General features: G+C 44.7%; 21 protein-coding genes and 1 pseudogene. 10 read left to right on the top strand and 12 right to left on the bottom strand.

What is annotated here, in order from left to right:
• Nucleotides 1–13: 13 nt before the first annotated feature.
• Genes CEQ32_RS15600 through CEQ32_RS15590 form a run of 3 tightly spaced genes read right to left on the bottom strand, consistent with a single transcriptional unit; the run spans nt 14 to nt 2,370 of the window.
• On the bottom strand, nt 14–1,378 hold the full coding sequence (locus tag CEQ32_RS15600) for an ATP-binding protein (protein ID WP_088586388.1): 1,365 nt from the start codon (nt 1,376–1,378) through the stop codon (nt 14–16).
• Nucleotides 1,371–2,066, bottom strand: coding sequence for a response regulator transcription factor (locus tag CEQ32_RS15595; protein ID WP_037423778.1), 696 nt, complete (start codon nt 2,064–2,066; stop codon nt 1,371–1,373). The genes CEQ32_RS15600 and CEQ32_RS15595 overlap by 8 nt, the downstream gene beginning before the upstream one ends.
• Before the next feature lies 1 nt (nt 2,067).
• Nucleotides 2,068–2,370 (bottom strand): PepSY domain-containing protein, encoded by a 303-nt coding sequence (locus tag CEQ32_RS15590; protein WP_037423775.1) that lies wholly within the window; start codon nt 2,368–2,370, stop codon nt 2,068–2,070.
• 360 nt (nt 2,371–2,730) lie between these two features.
• Here CEQ32_RS15590 and CEQ32_RS15585 point away from each other — a divergent pair, with 360 nt between their 5' ends.
• The 5 genes from CEQ32_RS15585 to CEQ32_RS15565 all read left to right on the top strand — a co-directional run bounded on the left by CEQ32_RS15585 (nt 2,731) and on the right by CEQ32_RS15565 (nt 7,714).
• A complete protein-coding gene (locus CEQ32_RS15585) occupies nt 2,731–3,651 on the top strand; it encodes a choice-of-anchor H family protein (RefSeq protein WP_088586387.1) in 921 nt (306 codons plus the stop codon).
• A 301-nt stretch (nt 3,652–3,952) separates the two neighbouring features.
• Nucleotides 3,953–4,360, top strand: coding sequence for a DMP19 family protein (locus tag CEQ32_RS15580; protein ID WP_088586386.1), 408 nt, complete (start codon nt 3,953–3,955; stop codon nt 4,358–4,360).
• Nucleotides 4,361–4,699: 339 nt separating this feature from the next.
• A complete protein-coding gene (locus CEQ32_RS15575) occupies nt 4,700–5,299 on the top strand; it encodes a hypothetical protein (protein WP_192959130.1) in 600 nt (199 codons plus the stop codon).
• Between the two features lie 90 nt (nt 5,300–5,389).
• Nucleotides 5,390–5,866, top strand: coding sequence for a peroxiredoxin (locus CEQ32_RS15570; protein ID WP_037423763.1), 477 nt, complete (start codon nt 5,390–5,392; stop codon nt 5,864–5,866).
• A gap of 237 nt (nt 5,867–6,103) precedes the next feature.
• Nucleotides 6,104–7,714 (top strand): IS1634-like element ISSpu7 family transposase, encoded by a 1,611-nt coding sequence (locus CEQ32_RS15565; RefSeq protein WP_011787758.1) that lies wholly within the window; start codon nt 6,104–6,106, stop codon nt 7,712–7,714.
• 27 nt (nt 7,715–7,741) lie between these two features.
• Here CEQ32_RS15565 and CEQ32_RS15560 read toward each other — a convergent pair whose 3' ends face one another.
• The 3 genes from CEQ32_RS15560 to CEQ32_RS15550 form a co-directional block, all read right to left on the bottom strand.
• A complete protein-coding gene (locus tag CEQ32_RS15560) occupies nt 7,742–8,131 on the bottom strand; it encodes a YgiW/YdeI family stress tolerance OB fold protein (RefSeq protein WP_037423760.1) in 390 nt (129 codons plus the stop codon).
• A 90-nt stretch (nt 8,132–8,221) separates the two neighbouring features.
• On the bottom strand, nt 8,222–9,427 hold the full coding sequence (locus CEQ32_RS15555; protein ID WP_226871838.1) for a sensor histidine kinase: 1,206 nt from the start codon (nt 9,425–9,427) through the stop codon (nt 8,222–8,224).
• A 58-nt stretch (nt 9,428–9,485) separates the two neighbouring features.
• Nucleotides 9,486–10,154 (bottom strand): response regulator transcription factor, encoded by a 669-nt coding sequence (locus CEQ32_RS15550; RefSeq protein WP_055646990.1) that lies wholly within the window; start codon nt 10,152–10,154, stop codon nt 9,486–9,488.
• 89 nt (nt 10,155–10,243) lie between these two features.
• Here CEQ32_RS15550 and CEQ32_RS15545 point away from each other — a divergent pair, with 89 nt between their 5' ends.
• Complete coding sequence (locus CEQ32_RS15545) at nt 10,244–11,521, top strand: DUF5666 domain-containing protein (protein ID WP_088586384.1); 1,278 nt, start codon at nt 10,244–10,246, stop codon at nt 11,519–11,521.
• Between the two features lie 59 nt (nt 11,522–11,580).
• On the opposite strand, the gene CEQ32_RS15540 is transcribed toward CEQ32_RS15545, so the two are convergent.
• The 4 genes from CEQ32_RS15540 to CEQ32_RS15525 all read right to left on the bottom strand — a co-directional run bounded on the left by CEQ32_RS15540 (nt 11,581) and on the right by CEQ32_RS15525 (nt 17,015).
• Complete coding sequence (locus CEQ32_RS15540) at nt 11,581–13,557, bottom strand: methyl-accepting chemotaxis protein (protein ID WP_088586383.1); 1,977 nt, start codon at nt 13,555–13,557, stop codon at nt 11,581–11,583.
• Nucleotides 13,558–13,673: 116 nt separating this feature from the next.
• Nucleotides 13,674–14,990 (bottom strand): two-component system sensor histidine kinase EnvZ, encoded by a 1,317-nt coding sequence (gene envZ, locus CEQ32_RS15535; protein WP_037427393.1) that lies wholly within the window; start codon nt 14,988–14,990, stop codon nt 13,674–13,676.
• 40 nt (nt 14,991–15,030) lie between these two features.
• The gene (ompR, locus tag CEQ32_RS15530) at nt 15,031–15,756 is read right to left on the bottom strand and encodes a two-component system response regulator OmpR (RefSeq protein WP_037423742.1); all 726 of its coding nucleotides are present in this window, start codon (nt 15,754–15,756) and stop codon (nt 15,031–15,033) included.
• 284 nt (nt 15,757–16,040) lie between these two features.
• Nucleotides 16,041–17,015: an IS481 family transposase gene (locus tag CEQ32_RS15525; protein WP_088586382.1), complete on the bottom strand. Its 975-nt coding sequence runs from the start codon at nt 17,013–17,015 to the stop codon at nt 16,041–16,043.
• A gap of 371 nt (nt 17,016–17,386) precedes the next feature.
• On the opposite strand from CEQ32_RS15525, the gene CEQ32_RS15520 reads away from it, so the two are divergent.
• From CEQ32_RS15520 to CEQ32_RS15505, 4 genes and pseudogenes are all read left to right on the top strand, one after another.
• A complete protein-coding gene (locus tag CEQ32_RS15520; protein ID WP_011787758.1) occupies nt 17,387–18,997 on the top strand; it encodes an IS1634-like element ISSpu7 family transposase in 1,611 nt (536 codons plus the stop codon).
• A 12-nt stretch (nt 18,998–19,009) separates the two neighbouring features.
• A pseudogene (locus CEQ32_RS15515) lies at nt 19,010–19,138 on the top strand (transcription elongation factor GreAB); the annotation flags it as partial.
• Nucleotides 19,139–19,531: 393 nt separating this feature from the next.
• Nucleotides 19,532–23,131, top strand: coding sequence for an ATP-binding protein (locus tag CEQ32_RS15510; protein WP_226871837.1), 3,600 nt, complete (start codon nt 19,532–19,534; stop codon nt 23,129–23,131).
• A gap of 86 nt (nt 23,132–23,217) precedes the next feature.
• Nucleotides 23,218–24,009 carry a hypothetical protein gene (locus tag CEQ32_RS15505; protein WP_088586379.1) on the top strand — a complete coding sequence of 264 codons (792 nt, stop codon included), beginning with the start codon at nt 23,218–23,220 and terminating at the stop codon, nt 24,007–24,009.
• Nucleotides 24,010–24,088: 79 nt separating this feature from the next.
• Here the strand turns inward: CEQ32_RS15505 and CEQ32_RS15500 are convergent, their stop codons facing one another.
• A complete protein-coding gene (locus CEQ32_RS15500; protein WP_088586378.1) occupies nt 24,089–25,504 on the bottom strand; it encodes a DEAD/DEAH box helicase in 1,416 nt (471 codons plus the stop codon).
• A 4-nt stretch (nt 25,505–25,508) separates the two neighbouring features.
• Nucleotides 25,509–26,048, bottom strand: coding sequence for a response regulator (locus tag CEQ32_RS15495; protein ID WP_088586377.1), 540 nt, complete (start codon nt 26,046–26,048; stop codon nt 25,509–25,511).
• Between the last annotated feature and the right edge of the window lie 83 nt (nt 26,049–26,131).

Raw genomic sequence — 26,131 nt, 5'->3', positions numbered from 1 at the left:
TGAAAATAAAAGACTAAGCTGAATGGGTAAAGTTAACGGTAAACTTGGCTCCGCCTAAATTTTCTGAGCGGGAAACAGAAATTCGACCGTTATAGCTATCCACTAAATCGCGGACAATCGCTAAACCTATGCCGTTACCTTGATGATAGGAATCGGCGCGGATCCCGCGCTCAAAGATTTGCGTTTGTAGGGGTTCGCTGATCCCTGGGCCGTCATCTTCGATACAAAGTTGCAATTGATAAGCATCGCCGGTGACGGTTAATTTGACCGTTGATTTAGCGGCTTTACAGGCATTGTCGAGTAAGTTACCTAAAATCTCGGTGAGATCGGCTTCATCGCCCTTAAAAACCGCTTGTTCAGCGATTTCGCCACCGAGGTTAATTTGCGGTTCTCGATAAATCTTGGCTAAGGTGCGTAGCAGTTTATTGGCCACCTCATCAACCTTAATCCCTAAATGCCATGAGGCGGCCGCCGCAGTTTGGGCGCGTTTAAGCTGGTGGCTGATGATGCGACTGATGTTAGACACTTGCTCGCTCGAGGCTTCACTTAAATCCACCTGACTTTTAATCACCGCCAGTGGTGTTTTGAGGCTATGGGCTAAATCCGCAAGGGCATTGCGATAGCGCTTACGCTGGGTTTGTTCGGTATTGAGCAAGATATTGAGCTGCCTCGCCACCGCCTGTAACTCGCTGGGGTACTGGCTGCTCAGCTGGGTTGATTTACCCTGTTCCACATCGTGCAGCTCTTGGGTAAAGCGTGCCAGCGGCCTAATGGTCCAAATCAACCAACTCAGCTGAAATATCAGCATCACGAGAATTAAGATCAGTAACCAAGTCCAAAGCTGTTGATTAAATTGAGCTATCTGCTGCTGAAATTCATGTTCATCTTTAATGATATGGATAGTTACTGGCACATTTTCATTCAGGCTGGCAAAGCTCACACTAAAACTATAGATAAGGTGTGGCGCGCCCGCGAGGTCGATTTGCTCAAAGGCACTTTGGCCCGTTGGCGGAATGGTGAACTGTGCTGGTGGCGTGATGCCCATAAAGGATTGCGAATGCCAGACGATGCTCTGTTTATGCTCCGCATCTTCGGTGGTGGCTATGGCATAGAGGCCTGATTGAATAAGGTTAAAGCGGTTCTCGAGCACTAATTCAGGGATAAAAATCCGTTTTTTTTCGACTTCAGTCACCGCTAATACTGAATATACATAGGCACTTAGCTCATTTTTAGCGGCACTCTTTACCTGTTCAGCAAAGGCGTCATTGAGGGCGACCCCAATCAGCGGCAGCAGCACTAATATAAACAACAGCGCACTGAGGACGAGCCGAGTCTTTAAGGAGTTGAGCAACTGCCAGGCAAGCGCGCGCTTACTCATCAGTACCTTGCTCAGGAGCAATGACTCTTAAGCGATAGCCTTGGCCGCGCAGGGTTTCGATTAGATTGTATTGGTTATCGGGGTCGAGCTTTTTGCGTAAACGGCGGATAAAGACTTCGATGACGTTAGAGTCGAGGTCAAAATCCTGATCATAAATATGTTCGGTGAGTGCTGTTTTAGATTTCACTTCACCTTGATGCAGCATAAAAATCTCAAACAGCTTGTATTCAGAGCCGCTGAGGGTAACGAGTTCGTCCCCTTTGCGGACCTCTAAGCTACTGGTATTTAAACTAAAGGGACCGTTAGTGATGATTGGGCTTGCTTTACCTGCCGAGCGTCGGATCAGTGCTTTAAGGCGGGCAACCAACTCCTCGGGATGAAACGGTTTAGTGAGATAATCATCGGCACCGGCATCGAGGCCTTCGACTTTATCTTGCCAGCTGTCGCGCGCGGTTAAAATTAAGATAGGGAAAGCGCGCTCTTTTTGGCGAATGCGGCGGATAAGGCTAATACCGTCGAGTTTAGGTAAACCGACATCGATAATGGCGGCGTCATAGTTATATTCAACGGCTTGAAACAAGCCCTCTTCGCCGTCGCTGGCGACATCAATGCTGTAATGGGCATCCAGCAAGTGTTGTTTTAAGTTGGCTTGCAGTGCTAAGTCGTCTTCAACGAGTAAGAGTCGCATATTAATTCCTCGACACGCGTCCTGTGGCGGCATCCACCGAAACTGAAAAAACCTGGCCATCATTATTGAGGATTTTGACGCGATAGCCTGAGCCGCTCGACTGCACGCTGAGCACTTTGCCTCGATATTGACGCTGCGCCATAGCCACGGCTTGGTCTGGACTATTCACCACAAGGCGGCGCTGCTCATTCTTAACGCCTTGGTCGCGCGATTGATTGCGATCATCGTGTTTATCATTGCCCGCTATGCAGCCAAAGGAGGCACATAAACAAGCGACTAGGGTCAGTGTCAAACCAAGTTTCATATCTGTTACCCGTACAGGTTCGGCGATCTTAAGTAAGTGGCGAGCTGGTTAGCTTATCGAGTCGACTAAGAATACCTCATCACCATAACAAACACATAGAGATCAGCCAATTGGTAAACACAATTCCTTTAAAATTCACTGTGATTCGTGAGATTTTATCGAGTTAATCCTCATCGAACCTCTTTACATATCAGGAGTCATATCCTGTGACATATTAGTAGTGTTAACCACAGCAGATGAATTAAGGCTGAACAGCGGTGTTGCTCTGAAATACAGCAGATTTTAATGTTCAGCTTATGTTCACCTTGAGTGCCCTCTAATGTCACCAATTTGAGCGGATTATCCAATGGGGTATTCAAGATGAACACAGTGAAACAACAAGTTATCGCAACCACGACTTATGTGAAGGCTGTGGTATTGGCCAGTGCATTTCTGGCATCGACAATGGTGAGCGCGCAGCCGAGCGACGAGTCAAACTTGGCGCCTTTTAGTGCAGCGAGTATTGGTATGATGAAAAAGACCGATGCCGAGCAAGCCGTCAAGCAAGAGCAGCAAGCCTTAAGCCTATTGCAACAGTCGGCTCCCGCTCAAAGTGTAGCGGAAGCTACTGCCGCTGCGGTTAAATCGCTAGCGCCGTCCTTCTCGGCACAAGGTGCGAATGTTCAGCGAGTACAATTGATGGGTGCAACCCCCATGACTCGCGAACAAGTGATCGCCAAACATACGAGTCAGCCGATCCCCAGTTCAAGCGCCGCCACAGAAGATCCCTATCGCGCCCCTATTTATCACAGCTTTGCGATTTTTGATGCCAGCAGCCGTTTGTTTGAAGACTTTGATTACGATGGGTTTTATCAAACCTTTAGCGTAACCTTCGATGTAGATGTGTTTGGTGCATATCTTAATGAACGCGCCGACCTGTTTGCCGAGTTATACCTCAGCCGTAACGGTGGCCCTTGGGTGCATTACTACACCACGGACGTGTTTACCATCTACGGTGACTCGACTCAGGATGATTACGAAGTACTGACAACCCTCTACACTGGCTATCAAACGGATCACTACGATGTATTAATTGATATTTATGAAGTGGGTTATAGCGATATTGTTGCGACTATTAGCGCCGATGATACCGATGGGTTATATGCCTTGCCGCTAGAAAGTCGTGACCGCGATAGCTCTGGTGAGGTAATTATTGTCGAAGAAGGCGGTGCAGTTTCTTTCTTTGCTCTGCTTGGTTTAGGGCTATTAGCAGCAATGCGCATGCGTGAAAAATGGGTTTAATACTTTTAGAGCCAAATAAAATCTTATGTAAATCATCACGATTAATGCTTGAGTAATACCTTCTAAGGCAAAAAGTAGATCTCACATTAAAAAGGCAGTGTATCAATAGATGTGCTGCTTTTTTTATTTAGTAATGCACACCGCAAAACAAACAGAAATCATGCGTTTATGCACTTTCTACCCAGAATGATTTTTGTTATTGTGGAAATCAAATTTTAAATCAGTGAGTTGTGAATAATTTTGCCGAGTGAACTTAGGTGAGATTAGGCGCATATACACAGTAGCAATATTAAAAGCCAACATGAATATCGAGCAAGCATTTGAACAGTCACTGATTGAACTTGAATCAAAAGAATTCGATGCGATTCGTGAGCATGAGCGTGTATTAGCAACAATATGGGCTGTGGAGGCCGAAGTTAATAACGGTGGTTTTGACCAGCTTTTTTATAACTCAGCTGGCGATATTTCCTTTTATGCAGCAAAAGCTTTCGACGCTATTGGTGCTCATAACATGGCAAGCATTGCCCAGAAAGCACTGGATCTATTTGGTCCTGAAGGCCCGCCTAAAAACCGTGATGAGAGAGTTGAGATATTAGAAAGTATTTCTGAAAAACATGAAGAGTACTTAAATAAACTTGACTATGAGTTCACAGAGTACCCAGACAATATTAAGGAATTGCTGCTTACGTATGTTCAATCAAATTTCTAGCAGACAACATTTTACAAGGTCAGGCAGCATAGCGCCTGTGCGTTGGATCTCAGTTAGACTCAGTTGCTTTTAATGTCTTTATTCATTATAGGAAATGAGTGGCTGCATTTACCCTTCACGGTCGTGATAACGATTCAAACATGTGTGGCTCATGCGACTAAAAGAAGTGGACACCCTCCTTAACGTCAAATTTTTGCCTATGATGCTGCTCAAGTGCTTTTAATGGCCCTATTCAAGCCACTTTAGCCTGAGTAAGTTGTAGGCAAATCTAAAGTACATTATGTTTTTGTTTTATCTTGGGTTCTCTAATTTATTTTGGTGGACGTTAAATTTAGAAGCATGGAGTTTGCTTTGATTAAAAAATGGATATTACTCTCTTTGTGCTTTTTCCTTATGTCTTGCGGATATAAGGGGGATGGAGATTTTAAATCATATGGTTATTGGCCACTTATCACGTACGAGCTTACTTTGCCAGATTTTCCTTTTGAGACTGGATCAAAGCATAAGTTTGATTTAAAAGGTTATAAGTCTCATGAAACTTCGACTATAAGTATCGAGCTATTCAGTGATAATGAACATGATTTTGCTGAACTTGATACCGAAGTTGAGCTTAAAATTGTAAATGATTTAGGCGTTACCTTTTTTTACAGGAAATCTCCTTTAAATGCTCATTTCAAAAGGATGCAAGAACTTAAAGAAGCATCATGGGCTAATGAATATGAGTGGAATGGAAGATATAGCTATAAAAACCAAGATGTGAGTGATCGAGCTGTACCGTTTTCATCAATTGAAATGCCAGCTAAAACAAAAAGTATGCGATATTTTAATTTCTTTCCTAGTGATGCTGGTTCACTAAGCCTCACTATAAATATTGGTAGCGTTCCGTCACAGTTTGAGGATTTGAAGGTAAGAATCAATCTATCGTCTGGTTGGAAGTAACAATGGTCAATCCCCCCTTTTTCTCTCGGTGTTTATCCTGTCGGATTCGGGCTAGTATGGGCAAGTTACGTTAACTAAAGGAAGAGAGACATGATTGCTCAAGGTCAAAAATTACCAGCGGCGACGTTAAGCCAATTAACAAAAGATGGCATGGTAAATCATCAAGTTACCGAGCTGTTTGCGGGTAAAAAAGTGGTGTTATTTGCAGTGCCTGGTGCTTTCACACCAACCTGTTCTGAAGCGCATTTGCCCGGTTATGTGGTGCTGGCCGATCAGTTTAAAGCCAAAGGCGTTGATTTAATAGCCTGTGTATCGGTAAACGATGCCTTTGTGATGAAAGCCTGGGGCGAAGCGCAAAATGCGTCTGAGCTACTGATGTTAGCCGATGGTGATGCCAGCTTTACTAAGGCGCTGGGACTCGAGATGGATACCGCAGGCTTTGGCGGTGTGCGTTCACAGCGTTATGCGATGATTATCGATGATGGCGTGGTAACGTTACTGAATGTTGAAGCACCTAAGTCATTTGAAGTGAGCAAGGCCGAAGTGGTGTTGGCGGCTTTAAGTTAAGATAAGCAGATGCCCCTGAACTTATGGGGCAGATGTGTCGCTTGCTTGAGCGAGAACAATAGCCAGCCTAGATGAGGCTGGCTTTTTTATTCGGGCTTTTTTATACCCGTCATTCCGCAGCTAATTCCAGAATTTAAATAGTGTGATCTGGCGATCAGCTTTTCATAAAAACTACGACACCATCTTGACCGCGATCGACAGTTTTGCTCTATTACTGCTATTTGACGGTCTCAAAATATGTCTACCCATCCTGTTATTAAACGCTTAGATCACCTTGGTCTCATTGCCGCCTTTTGTCACGAAATTGGCCTGCCACGGATGATAGATGCCGTTATCCCAAAATATTCTGACCACAATGTTTCTCATGGTGACGCGGTATTGGCCATGCTCCTAAATGGACTTGGCTTTCATAGCAGAACACTGCACATGTTCTCGGACTTTTTTAAGACCAAGCCTGTATCTAAGCTACTCGCCAAAGACATTGAAGCACACCACCTGACTGATGATGTACTAGGCCGCACATTAGATGCTCTATACGAAGCCGATGTCTCAGCGCTCTATCAGGTTATTGCTGAGCGTGTTGTTGATAAACTGGGCTTGACGACCGATTCTGTTCATCTTGATATCACTAGCTTCCACGTTGATGGTGAGTATGCACAAGATGAAAACACCAACGTGATTAAGCTTGTAAGAGGTTATAGTCGGGATCATAGGCCAGAGCTTAACCAAGTCGTGCTTGAACTCATCTGTGAAAACCAAGCAGGTATTCCTGTTTACATGCAAGCACTGAGTGGTAACACCAATGATGCCAAGGCATTCGCTGAAGTCACTAAAAGACACATACATTGCCTAAAAGCCGCGCAAAATAGTCGTTACTTTATCGCTGATGCCGCTTTGTACACCGAAGAAAGCATCTCCTCGCTAGATGAGCAAAATCAAAAATTCATTACCCGTGTCCCCATGACCATCAAGCTCGCAAAACAAGCACTACTTGCGCTAGAGCCAGAGCAATTAAGCACTATCGGTCATGGCTACTCAGGATGTTGGATAGACTCGGATTACGGAAAGGTCAATCAACGTTGGTTGCTCGTTCACAGTGAACAGGCCACCAAGCGGGAAGAAATCACTTTCTTCAAGAACTTAGAGAAAAACATAGCAAAAGAAATCAAAGCGTTGGAAAAGCTAAGTAAAAAACCATTCGCTTGTGAAGTTGACGCAGAATTAGCGTTTAACGATTTCAAGAAACAATGTGACTTACTTGGGTTTGAACAAGGCACTCTCATCAAACAGCCGACTTACTCTCATTCGGGCCGCCCAAAGACAGATGAAGCACCGACAGGATACCAATACTTTATCGAAGCCGCCCCCTTCACCGACCTAGAAAAAGTAAAACTGGCTAAGCTCAAAGTAGGCATGTTTATCCTCGCGACGAATGACACCGACAATGAAGCACTCACCATGGCGGCTCTTCTAGCACATTACAAATCGCAACAAAAAGTCGAGCGCGGCTTCCGTTTTCTAAAAAGCCCTGAGTTTTTAACCTCTTCCATCTTCTTGAAAAAGCCTGAGCGCATTGAAGCGTTGCTAATGATAATGACGTTGAGCTTGCTTGTTTACGCTAGTTTAGAACACAAAATCAGAGAACAACTCGCACAAACCGAAGCGTTCTTCCCAAGTATGGTAAAGAACAAGACGACCTCCAGACCGACGGCACGTTGGGTCTTCTTGCAATTCGAAGGCATAGATACGCTAGAGATTAACGGCCAAAGGTTCATCACTGGACTTCAAGATCACCAAACACAACTACTCAAATTACTCGGTAGATTCTATGAGGTAGTTTATTCCTAAATTAGCTGCGGAATGTCGGTTATACGGTTATTGAACGAGTTGAATGCTGTCGGCATCGATAGTGACTTCTGACCAGTCCTTATCCACTTCACCGCGAATAATGACTTGGGTTTCTGGTGTGACGGTATGTCCGAGCCACAGATCATCGTCAATTTCGATTTTAATCTCGCCCGTGCTGTCACGGAAAATATAATCATCGTGGCCAATTGAAGACATGATATGGCCGGTTAACTCCACTTGAGTGTCATCGCTGGCATTGAGCGCACTGACGACATCATGAATGATTTGCCGTGCACTAGGGCCTTGAAAGCCGCCACGTAATTGGGGTTCGCCCGTTGTTGGTTGAAATCCAGCTTGGCTGCACAAGGCACTCAATGACAATGTGATTGCTAACATACTTAAGGTGATTTTATTCATCTAAATGTCCTCTTTCTAATCTTACGCCGCAGGGCGACTCATCTGCGGCGTGTATCATGCCAAGACGAGCGTGAAGCAGTTGTGAAGAATTTAAGCGGATTCATTTAGATGCTGTTGTGGCTCGCCGTTATCCATAAATTGGATTGTTGCCAGATAGTCATTCCCTAGGCTTTGGGCCGAAAAGTGCCATCCCATGCGCTCGCTTATCCGTTCAATAATGATCAAACCACAGCCATAGCCCGTGGGCTCGGCGCTGTGGTGGCTAAGCGGATTTTTTATGGTTAGTTGATTGTTATTCAGCGTGATTTCAATATCGCCACTGCTGTAGTTAAAGGCATTTTTAATTAAGTTGCCTATCACTATGTCCACAAAACTCACCGGTGCGCAAATGGCGGTATTTTCGTTAACGCTGAGCTGATAGCGGATTTCGTGTTTGGCAAAATGCTGCGCCATTTCACTTAATAGCTGCGTAAGCCGTGCGGCTAAATCAACTTGGTCATAGTGTTGCGATTCAATCTGTTCCTTACCTAATAACAAAAAGGTTTCGGTGAGGGTTTTCATCTGTTGGCTTGAGTAATCAATGCGGGCAATGGCTTTGTTGGCGATCCGCTGCTGGGCTTCGTTCCCGTTGTTTGGCAGTTTTTTAAGTAATTCTGTCGAGCCTTGGATCACCATAATGGGCGTGCGCAGTTCATGGGAGGCAAAGCGGCTAAACTCCTGCTCCCGAGTAAAATAGGCGGCAATTTTGGCTTTATTTTCCAGTAGTGTTTGTTCGATATGGCGGGTTTCACGGTAGGGTGTGCTAGGGACAAATCTCGGCTCCTCTGGCGTCAACGCATTGATTTTGCGTTCAATTTCAAAAAATGGTGCCGATAGTAGCCGTACAAAATACAAGCCATAGGCCATGATGAACAGCAGTAAACCTACCCCGAAGAGGGATATCAAAATATGCAGTCTGTCCTCATATCCATCGAGAAAGTCATCCGCATCATCCTTATACACCACATACAATAAACCTTGCCCTGATGGGTGCGGCGAAATCAAAAAGTGCTTATCTTCGGCGCCCAATTGGTGCTCATAAAAACCCGTTTGTTGATAAGCTTGCAGCCATTGCGGCACAAACTCTTTGCTCCAATAGGTGGTGAGTTCGTGGATATCGGGGAGCTGGGCTTTATCGCCAAATCGTTGATAGTTTTTTTGGTATTCGCGGGTCTCGGTCGCCAATTTGTGTTCAAGGCTAATGACCTCAATTTGTTCTTCGGCGATATAAATCAAACCCCAGAAAATCGCGAACATGAGGCTCGTGAGCACTAAAAACGTTAGGCGAATTTTTTTGTATAAGCTCGGTAATGGCTTAGGGGAGGAGTCGGTAACCTTGGCCATGAATCGTCTCTAGTTTGGAATCTGTAAAGCCCTTATCCAATGCACTACGCAGGCCGTAAATATGGCTACGAAGCGCGTCGCTACAGGGGGCTTCGTCACCCCAAACCGCATCGATAACTTGTTCTTTACTCACAATGGCGGGGGCATGTTTGAGCAGTAGCGTCAAAATCGTGCGTTGGATTTTACTCAGCTTGATTTCCTTACCCGCGCGGCATGCTTGTTGCGTTGCGACATTTAAGCTGATTTCACCAAAGCGCAATATACCTACATCTAAACGCGGCCCGCGGTTATGCAGTGACCGTAGACGCAGGCATAGTTCTTCCATGGCGAAGGGTTTATTTAAAAAGTCATCACCGCCCGAGGTAAAGGAGTCAATTTTGTCCTGCAGGCTATCTCTAGCGGTTAAAAACAAAATCGGCGTATTACAAAACAGCTCTTCGCGCAGTTTTTTGACCGTACGAATACCGTCTAATTTGGGCATCATAATATCCATAATGATCACGTCATAATGGTTTTGCTGTATTAAATTGATGGCGCTTTCACCGTGATAGGCACAGTCAGCAATAATGCCTTCGAGGGTTAAATAGTCCATGATTGTTTCTATAACATCATGATTGTCATCAACAATTAATACTTTCATTAGTTATCTTCATTTCTTCACGTTTGCTTGACGTTTCCCATACTAAGATGCCAGCCGTTGATTTAACAAGGTAAATAAGGGAGAAAAAAATGAATAAGCACTTAGTAGGTATTAGCGCATTACTATTAACCGCTTGTGGTGGCGACGGTTCATCAACGGATGTGACGCCACCTCCCGCGAATTTACCCGCTAAAGTGATGGGGACTGTGACTCAAGTGTCCGCAGACCACCAACAGATCACTGTGAATGGATACAAGATTAATATCGCCAATGCAGATATTCGTTATCAACAACAACCACTGGATGCCAAAGCTATTCAAGTGGGGATGCGCCTAGATTTGGTTAACCAAGGTCAGCAGGCTAAAACGGTTGCTGTCGATCCTGCGCTGGTTGGTGAAATCAGTGCCATCAATCAAAATAATATTACGGTCAATGGCATACAGTTAGCCGTTGCATCAGCTAGCCAATATAAAAAGGGCGATTGGGTGGCGGTAAATGGCTATCCCACAGTGGTCGGACAATGGCAGGTAGAGTCGATTAACCTTTTCCCTAATCTCGCAATTGCTGAAATCGAAGGTCGAGTAACAGAGCTTGATCCTGTTGCGCAGCAATTCCGCCTAGGCTCAGCCTTGATCGATTACGCTGGTATCACCCCAGAGGGGCAGCTCGCCGAAGGCGTGTGGGTTGAGGTTGAAGGTAAATTGGAAGGCGCCGTATTTAGGGCCCATGAAGTCGAGGTGGAAGATGCGAATGATGCGCCGACGTTCAACGAGATGGAGTTAGAGGGCACAGTAACTTGGGTTAACCAAGACAAGAGCCAGTTTGAGCTTAATAGCCGCACACGACTCTATGTGAATGAACAGACTCAATTTGAAGATGGTAATCGCGCCAATTTGCTGGAAGGTAAGCGCCTAGAGGTGGATATTCAATCTACTGCGCAGGGCCTGTGGGCCAAAGAGGTCGACTTTGAAAGTTCAGATGCGGGTGACCCATTACCCGATTTAGGTAACAAGTTTGAGCTTGAAGGGCGAGCTACGCTCGATAGCAATAACCAGCTACAAATTAATGGCGTTACCTTTATTATCGACGCGAGAACCCAGTTTGATGATGGCTTAACCCTTGCAACCCTTGATCAAAAATGGCTGCAAATTGAAGGTGTTGAATTAGCCGATGGCCAATGGCTAGTGAAGGAAATTGATCTTGAACAGCAGAGTAATGAACTGGAGTTAACCGGAAAGGTGAGCCAGAACAGTCTGTGGGGTTACCATGCTAGTGATGCCTCATTAGCAACCTTTGATGGTAAATGGGTTAATGTGGAATGTCAGTTTGATGGCATGCAAATCCACAGTTGCCGCATTGACGACTAACGCTCGTTAATCCCTGTAAATGGCAGCAAGATTATTTTCTTGCTGCCATTTTTATGTGCTTAAGCCGCGCGCATTGGCACGACACGACTGTCGGCAATACCTAAACTGGTTTCGATATTTTCCACGCTTTGCTGCACTTCTTGGGCGATGACTTCGCTCTGCTGCGAACTGGTTTGCGCTTGGTCTTTCAGGTTATCCATGCTGCGAACAAACTCATCGAGGTAATCCACCTGTTCCTTGGCGTTGAGCGAGCCTTGTTTGGCGGTATTGGCCATTTCACTCGCTTGATTTTGTACGGTTTGTGCCATTTGCCATAGGCTCTGTGCCCGCTGTTTTTGGCTATCGGTCGCTTGGGCAATGCCATCGACACTCTCGCCGAGAGCAAGGTTAGATTGGGTGAGCTGATGCAGGATTTTCACAATTTCATTTAACGATACCTGAGTACGTTGGCTAAGGCTGCGCACCTCATCGGCGACCACGGCAAAACCGCGACCTTGCTCGCCTGCACGGGCGGCTTCAATGGCGGCATTAAGTGCCAGTAAATTAGTTTGCTCGGCGATATTGCCAATTACATCAATGATTTTTGCCACATCTGCCACTGAGTTATTCAGGCTTTCGAGCGAGGCATGGCAAAGGCCAACCGCCGTTTGGGTTTGCTCTGTGGCACTCAGTACCGCTTCGGCCTCGGCTTGGCTCGACTGCATTTGGCGCATGGTTTCGGCCGCGCTTTGTTCAACAAGGGCCGAGGTATGGCTGACCTCATTGGCGAGGCTACGGATATGCTCGGTTTGCGACTGCGTGTCGGCGACTATGGTCTGAGTGTGTTCGGTGTGCTGCGACAGTTGAGTAATGCGCGCGACCAGCTGACTTAAGGATTGAGAAACCTTAGTCATTTGTTGGCGCTGCAGTTCATCTTCCTGTTCAAAGCGATGCAGTAGCTGATTAAAATGCCCTGCAATTTGGCCAGTTTCGCAGCGGCGATTGATGTCCAAACGTTCACGGCTGTTGGACTCGCTTAATTGCATAAAGGCTTGATTGAGGCGTTTGAGGGGTTTAACCACGCGGTTCTGTTGCAGGATTAAATAGCCGATAGCAAACAGCGTCATAATCGAAACCATCGCATAAAGAATGACTTGTAACTCATATTTGAGCTGTTGGTTTTTGGCCGCTTGGGCTTCACTGAGGGCAATGAGCTGCTGTTCAACTCTGCCAATCGCTTGAATTAATTGCGCTTGCATCTCCTGATTGGCTTGCAGCAATTGGTGGGTGTTGGCGACTTCTTTATTGTATCGATTGGCAAGGCTTAACAGCTCGTTGCGATCATTTTCGCCCACTTCAATTTGCACTGGCTCACTTGCGCCGAGGGCAAATTCATCGGCTTCCTGTTGTTCATATACACCGATTAATGGCAGGGCGTTGAGTTGATCGCGCCATTGGTTAAGCGCTTTACTGGTGCTGTCGAGAATATTCTTAAGTTGCTGGTTTTTATCAATGAGATAGCCATCGGTAAGCTGCGACAGTTGATAAACAATGCTGGGAAAGTCACGGCTTAATTGCAAATATTGCTCGGCTATTGCTGCATTAACGGCTAAGCCTTTGTCGGCATAGCTACCAAGCCTACGGTTATAGTCGAGCATTTCGGATTCTGCGTGAGCCAGCAGTTGTCTTGGGTTACTTGCTAGTTTGCCCGCCGCGCGGTATTTAGTGTCTAAGTCTTGAATGAATTGATTCAGGCCGGCCTGTAATTCCTCATCGGCATTACCTGATGCGGCAAGGTTGAGTTCGCTGAGTTGGTTTTTGATTTTGCTCAGCTTGGCTTTGGCTTCTTCGAGTTGGGTCGCGTTGCCGCTGGTTAAATAGCCATCAAGATCGCGGCGAACGCCTACGAGAAAGTCCTGTTGCAGGCCTTGGAGTACTTGGGTTTGTTGCTCAATCTGCTGTCTTTGATCGCTACTCCAAAGTACTACTGCTGCTAATAATCCCGCAAGCAATAACAACAGCGCCGAAGCAGTACGTGACAAGGTCGAAATCTTCATGATGCAATCTTCATTGGAAACTTAAGGTAAGTTAACTGCCTAAAGTTTATGAATTTCGCGTGACATAAATATGACAGAACCAATCAAATGTCAGCGTTGTCATTATGATTTTGGGATTATTCTAGCGGTAGCCAAACTTGGGCTTTTAAACCGCCTGCGGCGCGATTCGAGAGGGTAATTTGGCCTTGGTGGCGGTCGATAATCCGTTTGATGATGGCGAGCCCAAGCCCAGAGCCGACACTGCCACGGGCAATATCACCTTGGGTAAAAGGTTGAAACAGTGTAGGAATTTGTGATTCATCTATCCCTGGGCCATTATCTTCAACGCTAAAGCCGATGCGTTTGCCGTCAAATTGCGAGCTTATTCGCACCCAGCCGGAGCCATAACGAAAGGCGTTTTCAACTAAGTTGCTCAACACCCGCTTAATCGCCAGCCCTTGAAATAAGGCCTCGGGGCAATCGCTCAGTACGACTTCAATTTCACCATCGCGATTGGCTTCGGCTTGGGCAATATCTTGAATGAGTTTATTGATTTGCCCGGGCTCGCGGCTGGCTTCCTGATCTTGGCGAATATAGGCAATAAATTGGCTGATAATGGCATCCATATCTTCAATATCGTTGACGATACCGTCTTTAAGATATTGATCTTCTTCAACCATCATCTCAGAGGCAAGGCGGATGCGGGTCAGCGGCGTGCGCAAATCGTGGGAAATTCCCGCCATCAACAGTGCACGATCTTGCTCTAGCTGCTTCATGCTATGGGCCATCTGGTTAAAGGCGTTGGTCACTTCCACCAGTTCGCTGGAGCCTTTAAGCGGCAAAGGATCGGGAAACTCGCCACGGGACACCGAGATCGCGGCTTTTTGTAAGCGCCTTAATGGTCTGTTTTGCTGGCGAGCAAACCACCATCCGCCGGCAACACTGAGTGCGCCGATCACCATCAAGTACAAGGTCAGTGGCGACAAGTCGGAAACATTTTGCCCAATCAGCGGCACTTTAATCCACACAGACGGCGCCTGCGGTGGGCGGATCCAAATTTGCAAAACACTGCCGTGGGTAACACGGACTTCGGCATCGCCACCGAGATATTCCGACATCTGTGATGACCAAAAACCGTAGTAGGTGGCTTGTTCGATGCCAGCTTCACGGGCTTGCTGTTGGTTATACACCTTCATGCCATCGTCGCGGACTTTGGCATTGAGCGCATCGACTATGGTTAAATGCTCGCGGCCGATATCGACACCATCGACAAATAACAGATTGATTTGACGGGCGATTAACTGGTTGATTTGTTGATAGCTGGGTTTCAACACATACACAGCGACAGTGACATAGGACACCAGCTGATTGATCAGCAGCAAACAACCAATCAGCAGTACCGTTTGACTAAAGGCGCTGCGTGGAAGGAGTCGCTGCCACCACTTAAGTTTCATAGTCGTGCCAAAAAAGCGTCAACAACAGGCCAAAAGCAGCTCATCGACGGGCGGCACCGTCGGGCACAAATACATAGCCTAATCCCCACACGGTTTGAATGTAGCGCGGATTAGCGGGGTCTTTTTCAATTAAGCGCCGTAGACGCGATACCTGCACGTCAATCGAGCGCTCGAGCGCCGAATAATCACGACCACGGGCGAGGTTCATCAGTTTGTCCCGCGATAACGGTTCGCGTGGATGGGTAACTAACACTTTTAATACCGCAAATTCGCCACTGGTCAGCGCGATGGCTTCATCACCGTGGTACATCTCACGGGTAGCTAGGTCGAGGGAAAACTCACCAAAGCTAATTTCGGCTTCTTGTTGCGCGGGCGCGCCGGGCACATCCTGAATTTGGCGGCGCATCACCGCTTTAATCCGCGCCAATAATTCACGCGGATTAAAAGGTTTTGGCAGATAATCATCGGCACCGAGTTCTAAGCCGATAATGCGGTCGACCTCATCGCCTTTGGCGGTGAGCATCACAATCGGAATGGTGCTGCCCTGTTGACGCAGACGACGGCAGATAGATAAGCCATCTTCCCCGGGCAACATCAGATCGAGCACAATCAAATGAAAGTTTTCTCGCTCCAGTAAACGGTCCATCTGCTCAGCATTGGCCGCACTGCGTACCTGATAGCCTTGCTCCATCAGGTAACGCTCGAGTAGTGCTCGTAGGCGCATATCATCATCGACAACGAGGATTTTCGAGGTTTCTTGTCCCATGGGATGTCCTTAAATTGCTCGGATTATTGCTTTTATTTTTTATGCCGTCATACAACAAAGATTAACTGGCTGAAATTGAAAACGAATCTGCCAAGAATGCGCTTAATATAGCTGGATTCAATCTGAGCGACTAGCTCATGATGTAAGCCAACCACGGTCGAATGCGACAAATTGCCAACTCATGTTAATACTAAGCAAATGAAATTGCATGGGAATCGTTGAATATATTCACTATACATATGAAATTGTAACTAAATTGGCATTTCTGGCAGCGGTGCTTTTTGCTAGTTGTCAGGTCCCGGGCGATTGGTAGGTCTTATCCGAAATAATTCCGGTGAAGCTTGGTAATACTCTTTGAGTTTATCCAGCGGTGTAAGATGATTCAATGCCTTCTGTGCAATGAATTGATTATACAGCCGCTGATAACGCTCAAGTGTGGCCGCTAGATCTCCTGAGCACTCGAACCGAGTTTCCTTCAGCAGCGTGGCAATTCGCCCATTGAATCGCTCGACCATCCCGTTGGTTTGCGGCTTGCCCCGCTTAATCAGCCGATGTTCAATTTGCTGCTTGTTGCATACCACGTCAAATGGATGGTGGCCTGTTGGCTCTCGCTGACCCGTAGCGCAGTATTTATCGGTAAACTCTTTGCCATTATCGGTCAGTACAATGCTGAGCTTGAAAGACGCTTTGCGTACCAGCCGACTTAAGAAACCACTAGCAGAGCGGGCGCTCTTATCTGGCAGGATTTCAAGATAGACCCATCTCGAGGCACGGTCGATTGCTACAAACAAGTACTTCCTGCGAGTTTCATCAGGCATCTGAGGTAAGTATTTGATGTCCATATGGACATAGCCTGGTTCATAATCTTTGAAGGACTTAGGCGAAGTGACTGGCTCGGTTTCAGGGAGCAGCGCTTTTAGATTACCCACATTATTGCGAACCAAACATCGACTTAAGGCTGAGCGAGATAATTCAGGAAAGATAAAGCGTCTAACCACAACCAACAGGTCATCCAATGGCAGCAAGAGAGTCTTGCGCAGCTCGACAATTAGCCATTCTTGCACAGGGTTGATAACCGTCTGCAAGCGGTGTGCAGTGTGAGAGCGGTCTTGGTCATTATCGCGGTCCTTCCACCGACGGATGGTGGTTTCAGACACACCAAGCTCCTTGGCCAGCACCGCAACGGACTTTGTAGACTGTTGGATCAGTTGACGCGTTTTTGGGGTTGTTGCCGCATTGGCATGGAGTTTAATGTTCACGGAGCTGTTCCTGAAGTTGGTTAATAAAGTCTTCCATCCATCGAGTAGATTTAACCAAACGATGGCTGCGATTGTCTAACCAATCATCAGGGACCCAACAGCTAGTCCTTAACTTTGGCGGCGACTCTGAGTATCATCAGTGCCATGCCTGTTTAAAATTATGCTCGTTTTAGTTAACTATAGAGTCTTAACATGAAAGCGCATTTGATCACCCGCCAAGGCTGGATGACCTTAGATAAACCGTCATTCCGCAGCTAATTCCAGAATTTAAATAGTGTGATCTGGCGATCAGCTTTTCATAAAAACTACGACACCATCTTGACCGCGATCGACAGTTTTGCTCTATTACTGCTATTTGACGGTCTCAAAATATGTCTACCCATCCTGTTATTAAACGCTTAGATCACCTTGGTCTCATTGCCGCCTTTTGTCACGAAATTGGCCTGCCACGGATGATAGATGCCGTTATCCCAAAATATTCTGACCACAATGTTTCTCATGGTGACGCGGTATTGGCCATGCTCCTAAATGGACTTGGCTTTCATAGCAGAACACTGCACATGTTCTCGGACTTTTTTAAGACCAAGCCTGTATCTAAGCTACTCGCCAAAGACATTGAAGCACACCACCTGACTGATGATGTACTAGGCCGCACATTAGATGCTCTATACGAAGCCGATGTCTCAGCGCTCTATCAGGTTATTGCTGAGCGTGTTGTTGATAAACTGGGCTTGACGACCGATTCTGTTCATCTTGATATCACTAGCTTCCACGTTGATGGTGAGTATGCACAAGATGAAAACACCAACGTGATTAAGCTTGTAAGAGGTTATAGTCGGGATCATAGGCCAGAGCTTAACCAAGTCGTGCTTGAACTCATCTGTGAAAACCAAGCAGGTATTCCTGTTTACATGCAAGCACTGAGTGGTAACACCAATGATGCCAAGGCATTCGCTGAAGTCACTAAAAGACACATACATTGCCTAAAAGCCGCGCAAAATAGTCGTTACTTTATCGCTGATGCCGCTTTGTACACCGAAGAAAGCATCTCCTCGCTAGATGAGCAAAATCAAAAATTCATTACCCGTGTCCCCATGACCATCAAGCTCGCAAAACAAGCACTACTTGCGCTAGAGCCAGAGCAATTAAGCACTATCGGTCATGGCTACTCAGGATGTTGGATAGACTCGGATTACGGAAAGGTCAATCAACGTTGGTTGCTCGTTCACAGTGAACAGGCCACCAAGCGGGAAGAAATCACTTTCTTCAAGAACTTAGAGAAAAACATAGCAAAAGAAATCAAAGCGTTGGAAAAGCTAAGTAAAAAACCATTCGCTTGTGAAGTTGACGCAGAATTAGCGTTTAACGATTTCAAGAAACAATGTGACTTACTTGGGTTTGAACAAGGCACTCTCATCAAACAGCCGACTTACTCTCATTCGGGCCGCCCAAAGACAGATGAAGCACCGACAGGATACCAATACTTTATCGAAGCCGCCCCCTTCACCGACCTAGAAAAAGTAAAACTGGCTAAGCTCAAAGTAGGCATGTTTATCCTCGCGACGAATGACACCGACAATGAAGCACTCACCATGGCGGCTCTTCTAGCACATTACAAATCGCAACAAAAAGTCGAGCGCGGCTTCCGTTTTCTAAAAAGCCCTGAGTTTTTAACCTCTTCCATCTTCTTGAAAAAGCCTGAGCGCATTGAAGCGTTGCTAATGATAATGACGTTGAGCTTGCTTGTTTACGCTAGTTTAGAACACAAAATCAGAGAACAACTCGCACAAACCGAAGCGTTCTTCCCAAGTATGGTAAAGAACAAGACGACCTCCAGACCGACGGCACGTTGGGTCTTCTTGCAATTCGAAGGCATAGATACGCTAGAGATTAACGGCCAAAGGTTCATCACTGGACTTCAAGATCACCAAACACAACTACTCAAATTACTCGGTAGATTCTATGAGGTAGTTTATTCCTAAATTAGCTGCGGAATGTCGGATAAAGAATTAAAATACCTGTGGAAGGAATATCGCCCGCAGATCACCCTCAAAGTGCAAGAGGCCGCCGCGCAGGGCGATCGAAGTGAAAATGCGGATTTTGTTTTAGTAGCTCTTTTACTGTACTAATATACTTTAGCCTTTGAAATGGTTAAATAAAAAAATAGTACCATACTCTTTATGATGTACTATTTTTTGGCAAATGTTGCCTTGAAAATGTTCATGACAACCTTGAGCTGATCGCCTATCTTTGCGCAGGGCATTCTTTCATTAGAAATTCTTCAAATACATTTTCTCCAAACGTGATTTGAGGTGCATTCAGCTATCTAAAAATTGCGCAAATTTTAGTAATGCTACAAAGTAACTAAAGTGTTGATGGTGATTCATTAGCTCTAATTCATGAACGCTATAGACCTAAATGGAGAAGTGCCATTAAAGTGGCTGTTCAAATAGATATTGCCTTTAGTGTATTTTAGATTCTTGAGGGTTACGTTAATTCAGCATCGTATGATTAAAATGAAAACCGCCCTAACAGATTGGCTTGTCAGAAGTCTTAATCGAATTGTGACTTGGCTAGAACGCAATAACGGTTCCACTGATATGCAATCGAAGTTTGTAGACCTTGCGCCAACTGATGAGGCCGACAAAGGTGGCGTATATTCCAAAGCGATTTTATTTGCGACGAACAATGCTAAGGTCTTCAATATTGCCTTAACTGGCCCCTATGGTTCTGGAAAGAGCAGCATAATCCAATCCTTCTTGAAAAAGTATCGGAGAAATGCACTTCATATCTCTTTAGCTTCTTTCGTTCCTGAAGCTGATTCGGTTACAGGAAAGGTAAGCCGTCAAGAGATTGAGAGAAGTATTTTGCAGCAAATATTGTACGGTGCTGACGCAAATAAACTTCCTCTATCGCGGTTCAAAAGAATCCAGTCGCCTGGTGTTTGGTCTATTTTTAAATCTCTTTACATCATGTTTGGAATTCTCGCACTTTTGTATGTATTTCATCAGCGAGAAGATATCATCAGCGGTAAATTTTTCGTTCCGTTCGAGCTCAGCAATTGGTTCCATCTGGGGATATTCTTGTTCGCGGTAACATTTCTTTGGGCGATACTGCATCACTTTTATGTGGCAAGTTTCGGTTTGTCACTCAAAAGTATCTCGTTAAAAGACGTTGAGATTAAGCCTGCATCTGATGATCAGGCGTCCATATTGAATCGCCATCTAGACGAAATAGTCTACTTTTTCCAATCAACCAAATACGATCTTGTCATTATTGAGGATTTAGACCGATTTAATAATGCGGATATTTTCGTCACACTGCGTGAAATTAATAGTCTTGTAAACGAAAACGCAGGTGTGAAACGCACGATCAGATTCCTATACGCCTTGCGTGACGACATGTTTGTCAACACTGAACGAACCAAGTTCTTTGAGTTCATCATTCCAGTGATACCTATCATCAACACATCGAATTCGATCGACATGGTATTGGATCAGGGAAGGAGACTTGAGCTCGACGGACGCCTTGATCGGCAGTTTCTGAGAGAGGTATCACGATATCTGAACGACCTGAGGTTGATTCGAAACATCTTTAATGAATACGCTATTTATGTGGCTAATTTGGAAACTACTGGGGAGAATCTGCTAGATGCCAACAAGCTTCTTGCGATTCTGATCTATAAAAACGTTTATCCAAGTGATTTTGAGCAACTGCACCGCGGCGCGGGTAATCTCGCTAAAATACTGAACTTAAAAGACGAACTTATTAGACCTGCTGAAGTGACGTATAGGACCGAGATCACAGGACTTGAAGAGAGGCTTGAAATCGCGGAGCGGCAGACGCCTTCGGACCTGAGAGAGTTGCGGCAAATCTACGCTATGGCTCTGGTTGAGAAGCTTCCAGCGAATACTATCAGCGTTAGTCATGATCAGCAGACATGGTGTTCGCTTTCTCAACTGGTCAGCCACGATGCATTCGAGAAACTGTTTGAGACTTCTCGTCTGTTCTGCCGCAACGACTATGGTCATCTAAATCACTTCGATGCTTCTAAATTACAAAGCGAGGTGGATGCTCACAGATCTTACCTGCAACGTAAAGTGGAGATAGAAAGTAAGGCGGCTGATAATAAGAACAAGATCTTACGTAGGATAAGTGAGCTCAGATTAAAGATTACAACGCTACGCACGACTATGCTTAATGAACTGTTGCGTTTGAACATCAAGAGCGTGCCGGATCATTTTCAAACCTTCGGGGAAAACGGAGAACTTGCTCGTTTTCTGCTCCTAGAAGGCCATATTGACGATACTTACTATCAATACACCTCACTCTTTCACTCTGGTCGTTTGTCACCCAATGACAACAAATTTCTGATCCAGATACGGGCATTCGTCACTCCAGAGCCAGGTTTCCCACTCGATAATCCGCAAGAAGTTATTGCAGCTATGCGAGATGAGGATTTCAGGCAAAGCTATGTCTTAAACGTCAAGCTTGTTGATTGTCTTTTGGCGGAGCGTAGCCGTTACGCCAACCAAACACAAAAACTTTTCCTGTATCTCTCGTCGAAGTTTGAGAGCTGCGAAGACTTTTTAGATTCCTATTACACAAGCGGTTGTAATATTGAAAGACTTCTTTTAGGACTTACCAACGTATGGGATGGTTTTGTCCCAGCAATCATAGCTAGTCCTAACAATCTCTCCCATGTCACACAATTGGTCGCGAGTCTACCTGAAAACTCGCTTAAAATGCTCGCGAGGGATTTTGACGAGCTATCAGAATTTGTTTCGGAGAATCTTCCAGATATTCTGGTTAATTTACCTGAACTAGCACCGGAACGCCTCGCATACCTCGACGTTGAAGTCAAAGATATGGCTGCAGTCAAAGAATATCCTGAAATTGTACGCTTCATGTTCGAAGAGGGACTTTTCGAACTTACGATCGCAAACTTGGAATACATCTACCAAGTTATTTTAGGAGAGAACGATCTCGAGCCACTACGAACGAGGAACTTCACTACTATACGTTCGACAAGTAACACTGCGCTATTGAAGCGGATCGAAAACAATTTCGAACGCTACCTATGTGATATCCTTTTGGAACTTGAAGAAAACTCGAGAGAGGATGCTTCAGCTATCCTCAGAGTGATTCAATGCAATACATTTGATCAAGATGATATTCGGATGTTTCTTGAACGACAGATGACACTGTTGCCAACCCTAGAAGATGTACCCGAGAGGTTGCACTCAATGCTGTTCCAATTAGGTAAGATTGAACCAACTTGGGAGAACTGTCTTGCTTTCATCGAAGGTAACGTGTTCGAGGCAGATAGCCTAATTGGATATTTTGATCGAGAAGTTATTCGTGCTGCTATTCTGCAATACCCCATACCAAGCAATGATGATTCACTTCGATTACGTCGATTCATCTTCGAGGCTATTTCGATACCTGATGTCGTCTATAGAGAATATGTTCGTGCCTTGCCTAGGACGTTTTCGTACCTGCCAAAAGGACTCGAACCAACTAAGTTGCGAATTCTAATAGATGAAAAGAAAATCACATTTACGAAGGAAATGCTTGATTTGCTCGCTGACAATCGTGACTTACAGGTACTATTCGTCGCCGCTAACATTGAAACATATCTGGCGAAACCAGACAGTTTTGCACTTGACGATGATTTCCTCGAGGACCTTCTTCGAACACAAATTGATATTGTAGCTAAGCTTGGGATAGTCAAATTGATGGACTTAGAATTGCTTGTTGATCTTCCTAAGCGCTCAGCGCTGATTGGTCCAATTATTGTCAAAACTACCGCCGACATCCCCAGCCTTAACCGAAATATTGTGCAATCCCTGATAAGGTATTCTTCACCTGTAGCGACACAAATTTCACTCTTTAACAAATATCAATCTCTTATGACAAATGATGATGTTCGTCATGTACTGGCTAATCTACCAAAACCATTTTCAGAAATAAAATTGGGATATAATTCACCGAGATTGAAAAGCACTCCTGAAAATCTGGAGTTGGTCAAATGGCTTGATTCAAGAGATATCATTTCAACTTGGAGCGAGAATTTCATCACTAACGATATAAAAGTTAATCTCTACAGACGTTGATAAAAGAGTACTAAACACTTGAATCAATTTGAAACATGCCCGTGAATCGTAGACTGGTTGAGCAGTTGCTAGACAAGAGATAAAGAATGGACTTCATATCAGAACTATTTTATAACCCAATTATGCAAGGTATGATCTTTGGCCCGATTATGGGGGTTGTCTTCGCTACACTTTTTGCAGGCTTAACTCAGAGTCCGACAAGTCAATCTCCCGTAACTGTAGTCCAAACACGTGAAGTGTATATAACTCGAATAGTAGAACGTCGAAGCCAACGCCGTAATTCTGAAGAAGGTGGAGGAGTTTTGGTTGTAGCTGGTTTTGCTCTTTTGTTTGTTTTATGGAAATACGCAATCTATGTAAATGAAATTCATCAATATATAGGGTTTAGCCTTCTAACTGTATTGAGTTTCAGTACAACAGCACTTTTCTTATCATATTTAAAAGGTCAATTTACATCTGAAGAATGGTGGGTCTATCTTGTTAGTCCTTTATTATTGCTTGTAGGGTGTTTGTATTTACTTAATCTAGCTCATTCCACATTTGACCCTCAAATAACAAAGATTGCTCTTCAAAGTAACCTCTGGCAGTTTTACACAAAGTCTCTTACGGATTTTGGGCGTAATTTCATGATTGCGCATGTTGTAGGAATCATATTACTTTGTCTCGTAATTATATTTTCGTTTATGGCTTTGCTGCATTATTTGTCATTAATGAATCAACGAGCAGTTGGTTCAATGTCTGGGCTCTGGTTTTTTATTGCAAGGGCAACTTCCTTTTTCTCAGGGAAAGCGTGGCTAGTTGCAGCGACCATACTATACATCTTAGCTTATATAGGTATTGAGCCTAGTGCAGGAACTGCGTGGTTAACAAAAAATTAACGATTTAATTCTAATGTGCTCCTGTCCTTAAATTTACATACTGTTTAGCTTTGACGTTACGTAATTCTGGCATTTAGATTTAAAACGGTGAGTCAAAAGTTGAGACAACTTTTTCTCTAAAGCCACCTAAGAGTTCGAATGATAGTGATTTGGAGGTGCCAAAATATTCCTCCGAGAAAATCTCTGCAGAATACAATTTTGTCTGTTTATCGAGGTATTGCCTGCCAATATTGAGAATATTGCTTTTAGTAGGTGGCTTCGTTTTCACTGTCATATCATGGGGTTCGGGTTGCTCTTGTTTGAGCTTTATCTCGATTGGCTCGCTAAATATCACTGGGATATCAGGTATTTCTTCAGATATACGATTGGCAAATTCTACAAGTTTTGGTTCAGCAAAGGTGTATAGCCAAGCTTGCTGATTAAGCGAATCATTAGTTCGTAAAATACGACCTAAAACCTGTCTAAAGTAAAGCTCAGTTTTTACTCGACTAAGGTGGCAACAAACCTGCAGACGAGGGATATCAGTCCCCTCACTTATCATGCCGATACTCACGATCCAGTTAGTTGTGCTGTTTCTGAATCCATTTATCTTGGCAGCTGGATCATCCTCTTTGTAGGTAACTATCTGAGCTGTTTCATTAAACTCATTTTTGAGTGTGTTTAAGATATCTGCTGCGTGTGATACAGATGATGCGACAATAAGTCCGGCTGCATTAGGGTTGGACTGTTTTATGGCTTTTAACTTATTTGTTGCTAACGTTAAGATATATTGAATCGCCTCATGATTCTCGATGATAGACTGATAAGAGATTGATGAGCTTTTCAGTAGCTCATCCAAAGAGCGATAAGTCTTTGTTTCGTTTTCTTCGTCTGTAACTGAAATTTTGTCGTTATCGATTAGCACAATGTGAGGGCTACGGCATACACTTTCTGCAACGGCTTCCTTAAGGCCATAGACATAGTCACATTGAATTTGGTTATCTGGATCTGTGTATCGAGATAAGACAATGGGTGCTTGGTCAGAGCGCCAAGGCGTGCCCGTTAACGCTAGGGTGTACTGCGCTTGGGCCTGTATATTGAGTAGGATTTCTTCCCCCCATGCGTTTGCATCTTCAAGAGAGCTCCCTGCACAATGATGGATCTCATCAAAGATGACGAGAACTCGGTTTTTTCTTAGTAATTGCCAGAAATCCTCTTTAAAAGCCAACATCCCTTGGTAAGTATAAGAGCAACCAACTGAACCTATCACACCATCAAATCGGCACTCCAGACGATTGGAAAATGTCTGTTTCAATCCTTGAGAGATATTCACTGATGGAGAGAAACACAACACAAAATCGATTAGATCATCCTCAAATAGTTTCGCAGCAACTTCGGCGGCCATGATTGATTTACCAGCACCAGGTGTTGCTAAGCAAAGGAAATGTTTATGAGCACCATAAAAGTGCCTTAGAGCGCGTTCGACACACTCAGATTGCCATTGTCTAAGTTGCATTGAGTTACTTTTGTTGATGGGTAATAGCTGATTTAATGGCTTTTATTTGACCAAGAAGTTTTGAGCTCGTTTCGCGAGCCAACAAATACTGTGATTCGAGATGAGCCTTCATTTCAGGGAAGGTTTGGTATAAGCGCATATACTCTTCCGACTCACCAATGCTCGTTAGTAAATCGATTTCGGATTGCTTGAGCCGTTCTTCTAATTGTTTAATAGTATTATGCTTTTGCTTACTTGTGAGTGTTGCCCCTACGGATTCAGATTTTTTCGGACCTTGTAGGATGAAATTCGCTTGGAAAAAATTCGTTGTCTTTTGATAAGTCGTTTCGTTCGATTGTGGGTCCACATTTTTATCTAAGAGACCCTTTTTCACGAGTCTGTGGACCTGTTGATAAATGAAATTGTAAGTTTTACTGACAGTTATACAGCTAGTCGAAGCAGCAAGATAAGCGTCGCGTAAACTTTTAATTTGAAAATTGTTGAAGCTCTCGTCCTGGAGAATGGTATGCAAAGTCGGGCATATTTTGATTGAGGCTTTAGACATGACGTTCTCGCAAGAGGTTGTTTAGTGCTCTAACTAGGCATTATAAGAGCATTGTTTGCACAAATGCGGATTATAATCCGTGG

The organism is Shewanella sp. FDAARGOS_354 (assembly GCF_002209245.2).
Classification (GTDB): domain Bacteria; phylum Pseudomonadota; class Gammaproteobacteria; order Enterobacterales; family Shewanellaceae; genus Shewanella; species Shewanella xiamenensis.
This window is presented reverse-complemented; position numbering and strand designations above follow the sequence as displayed.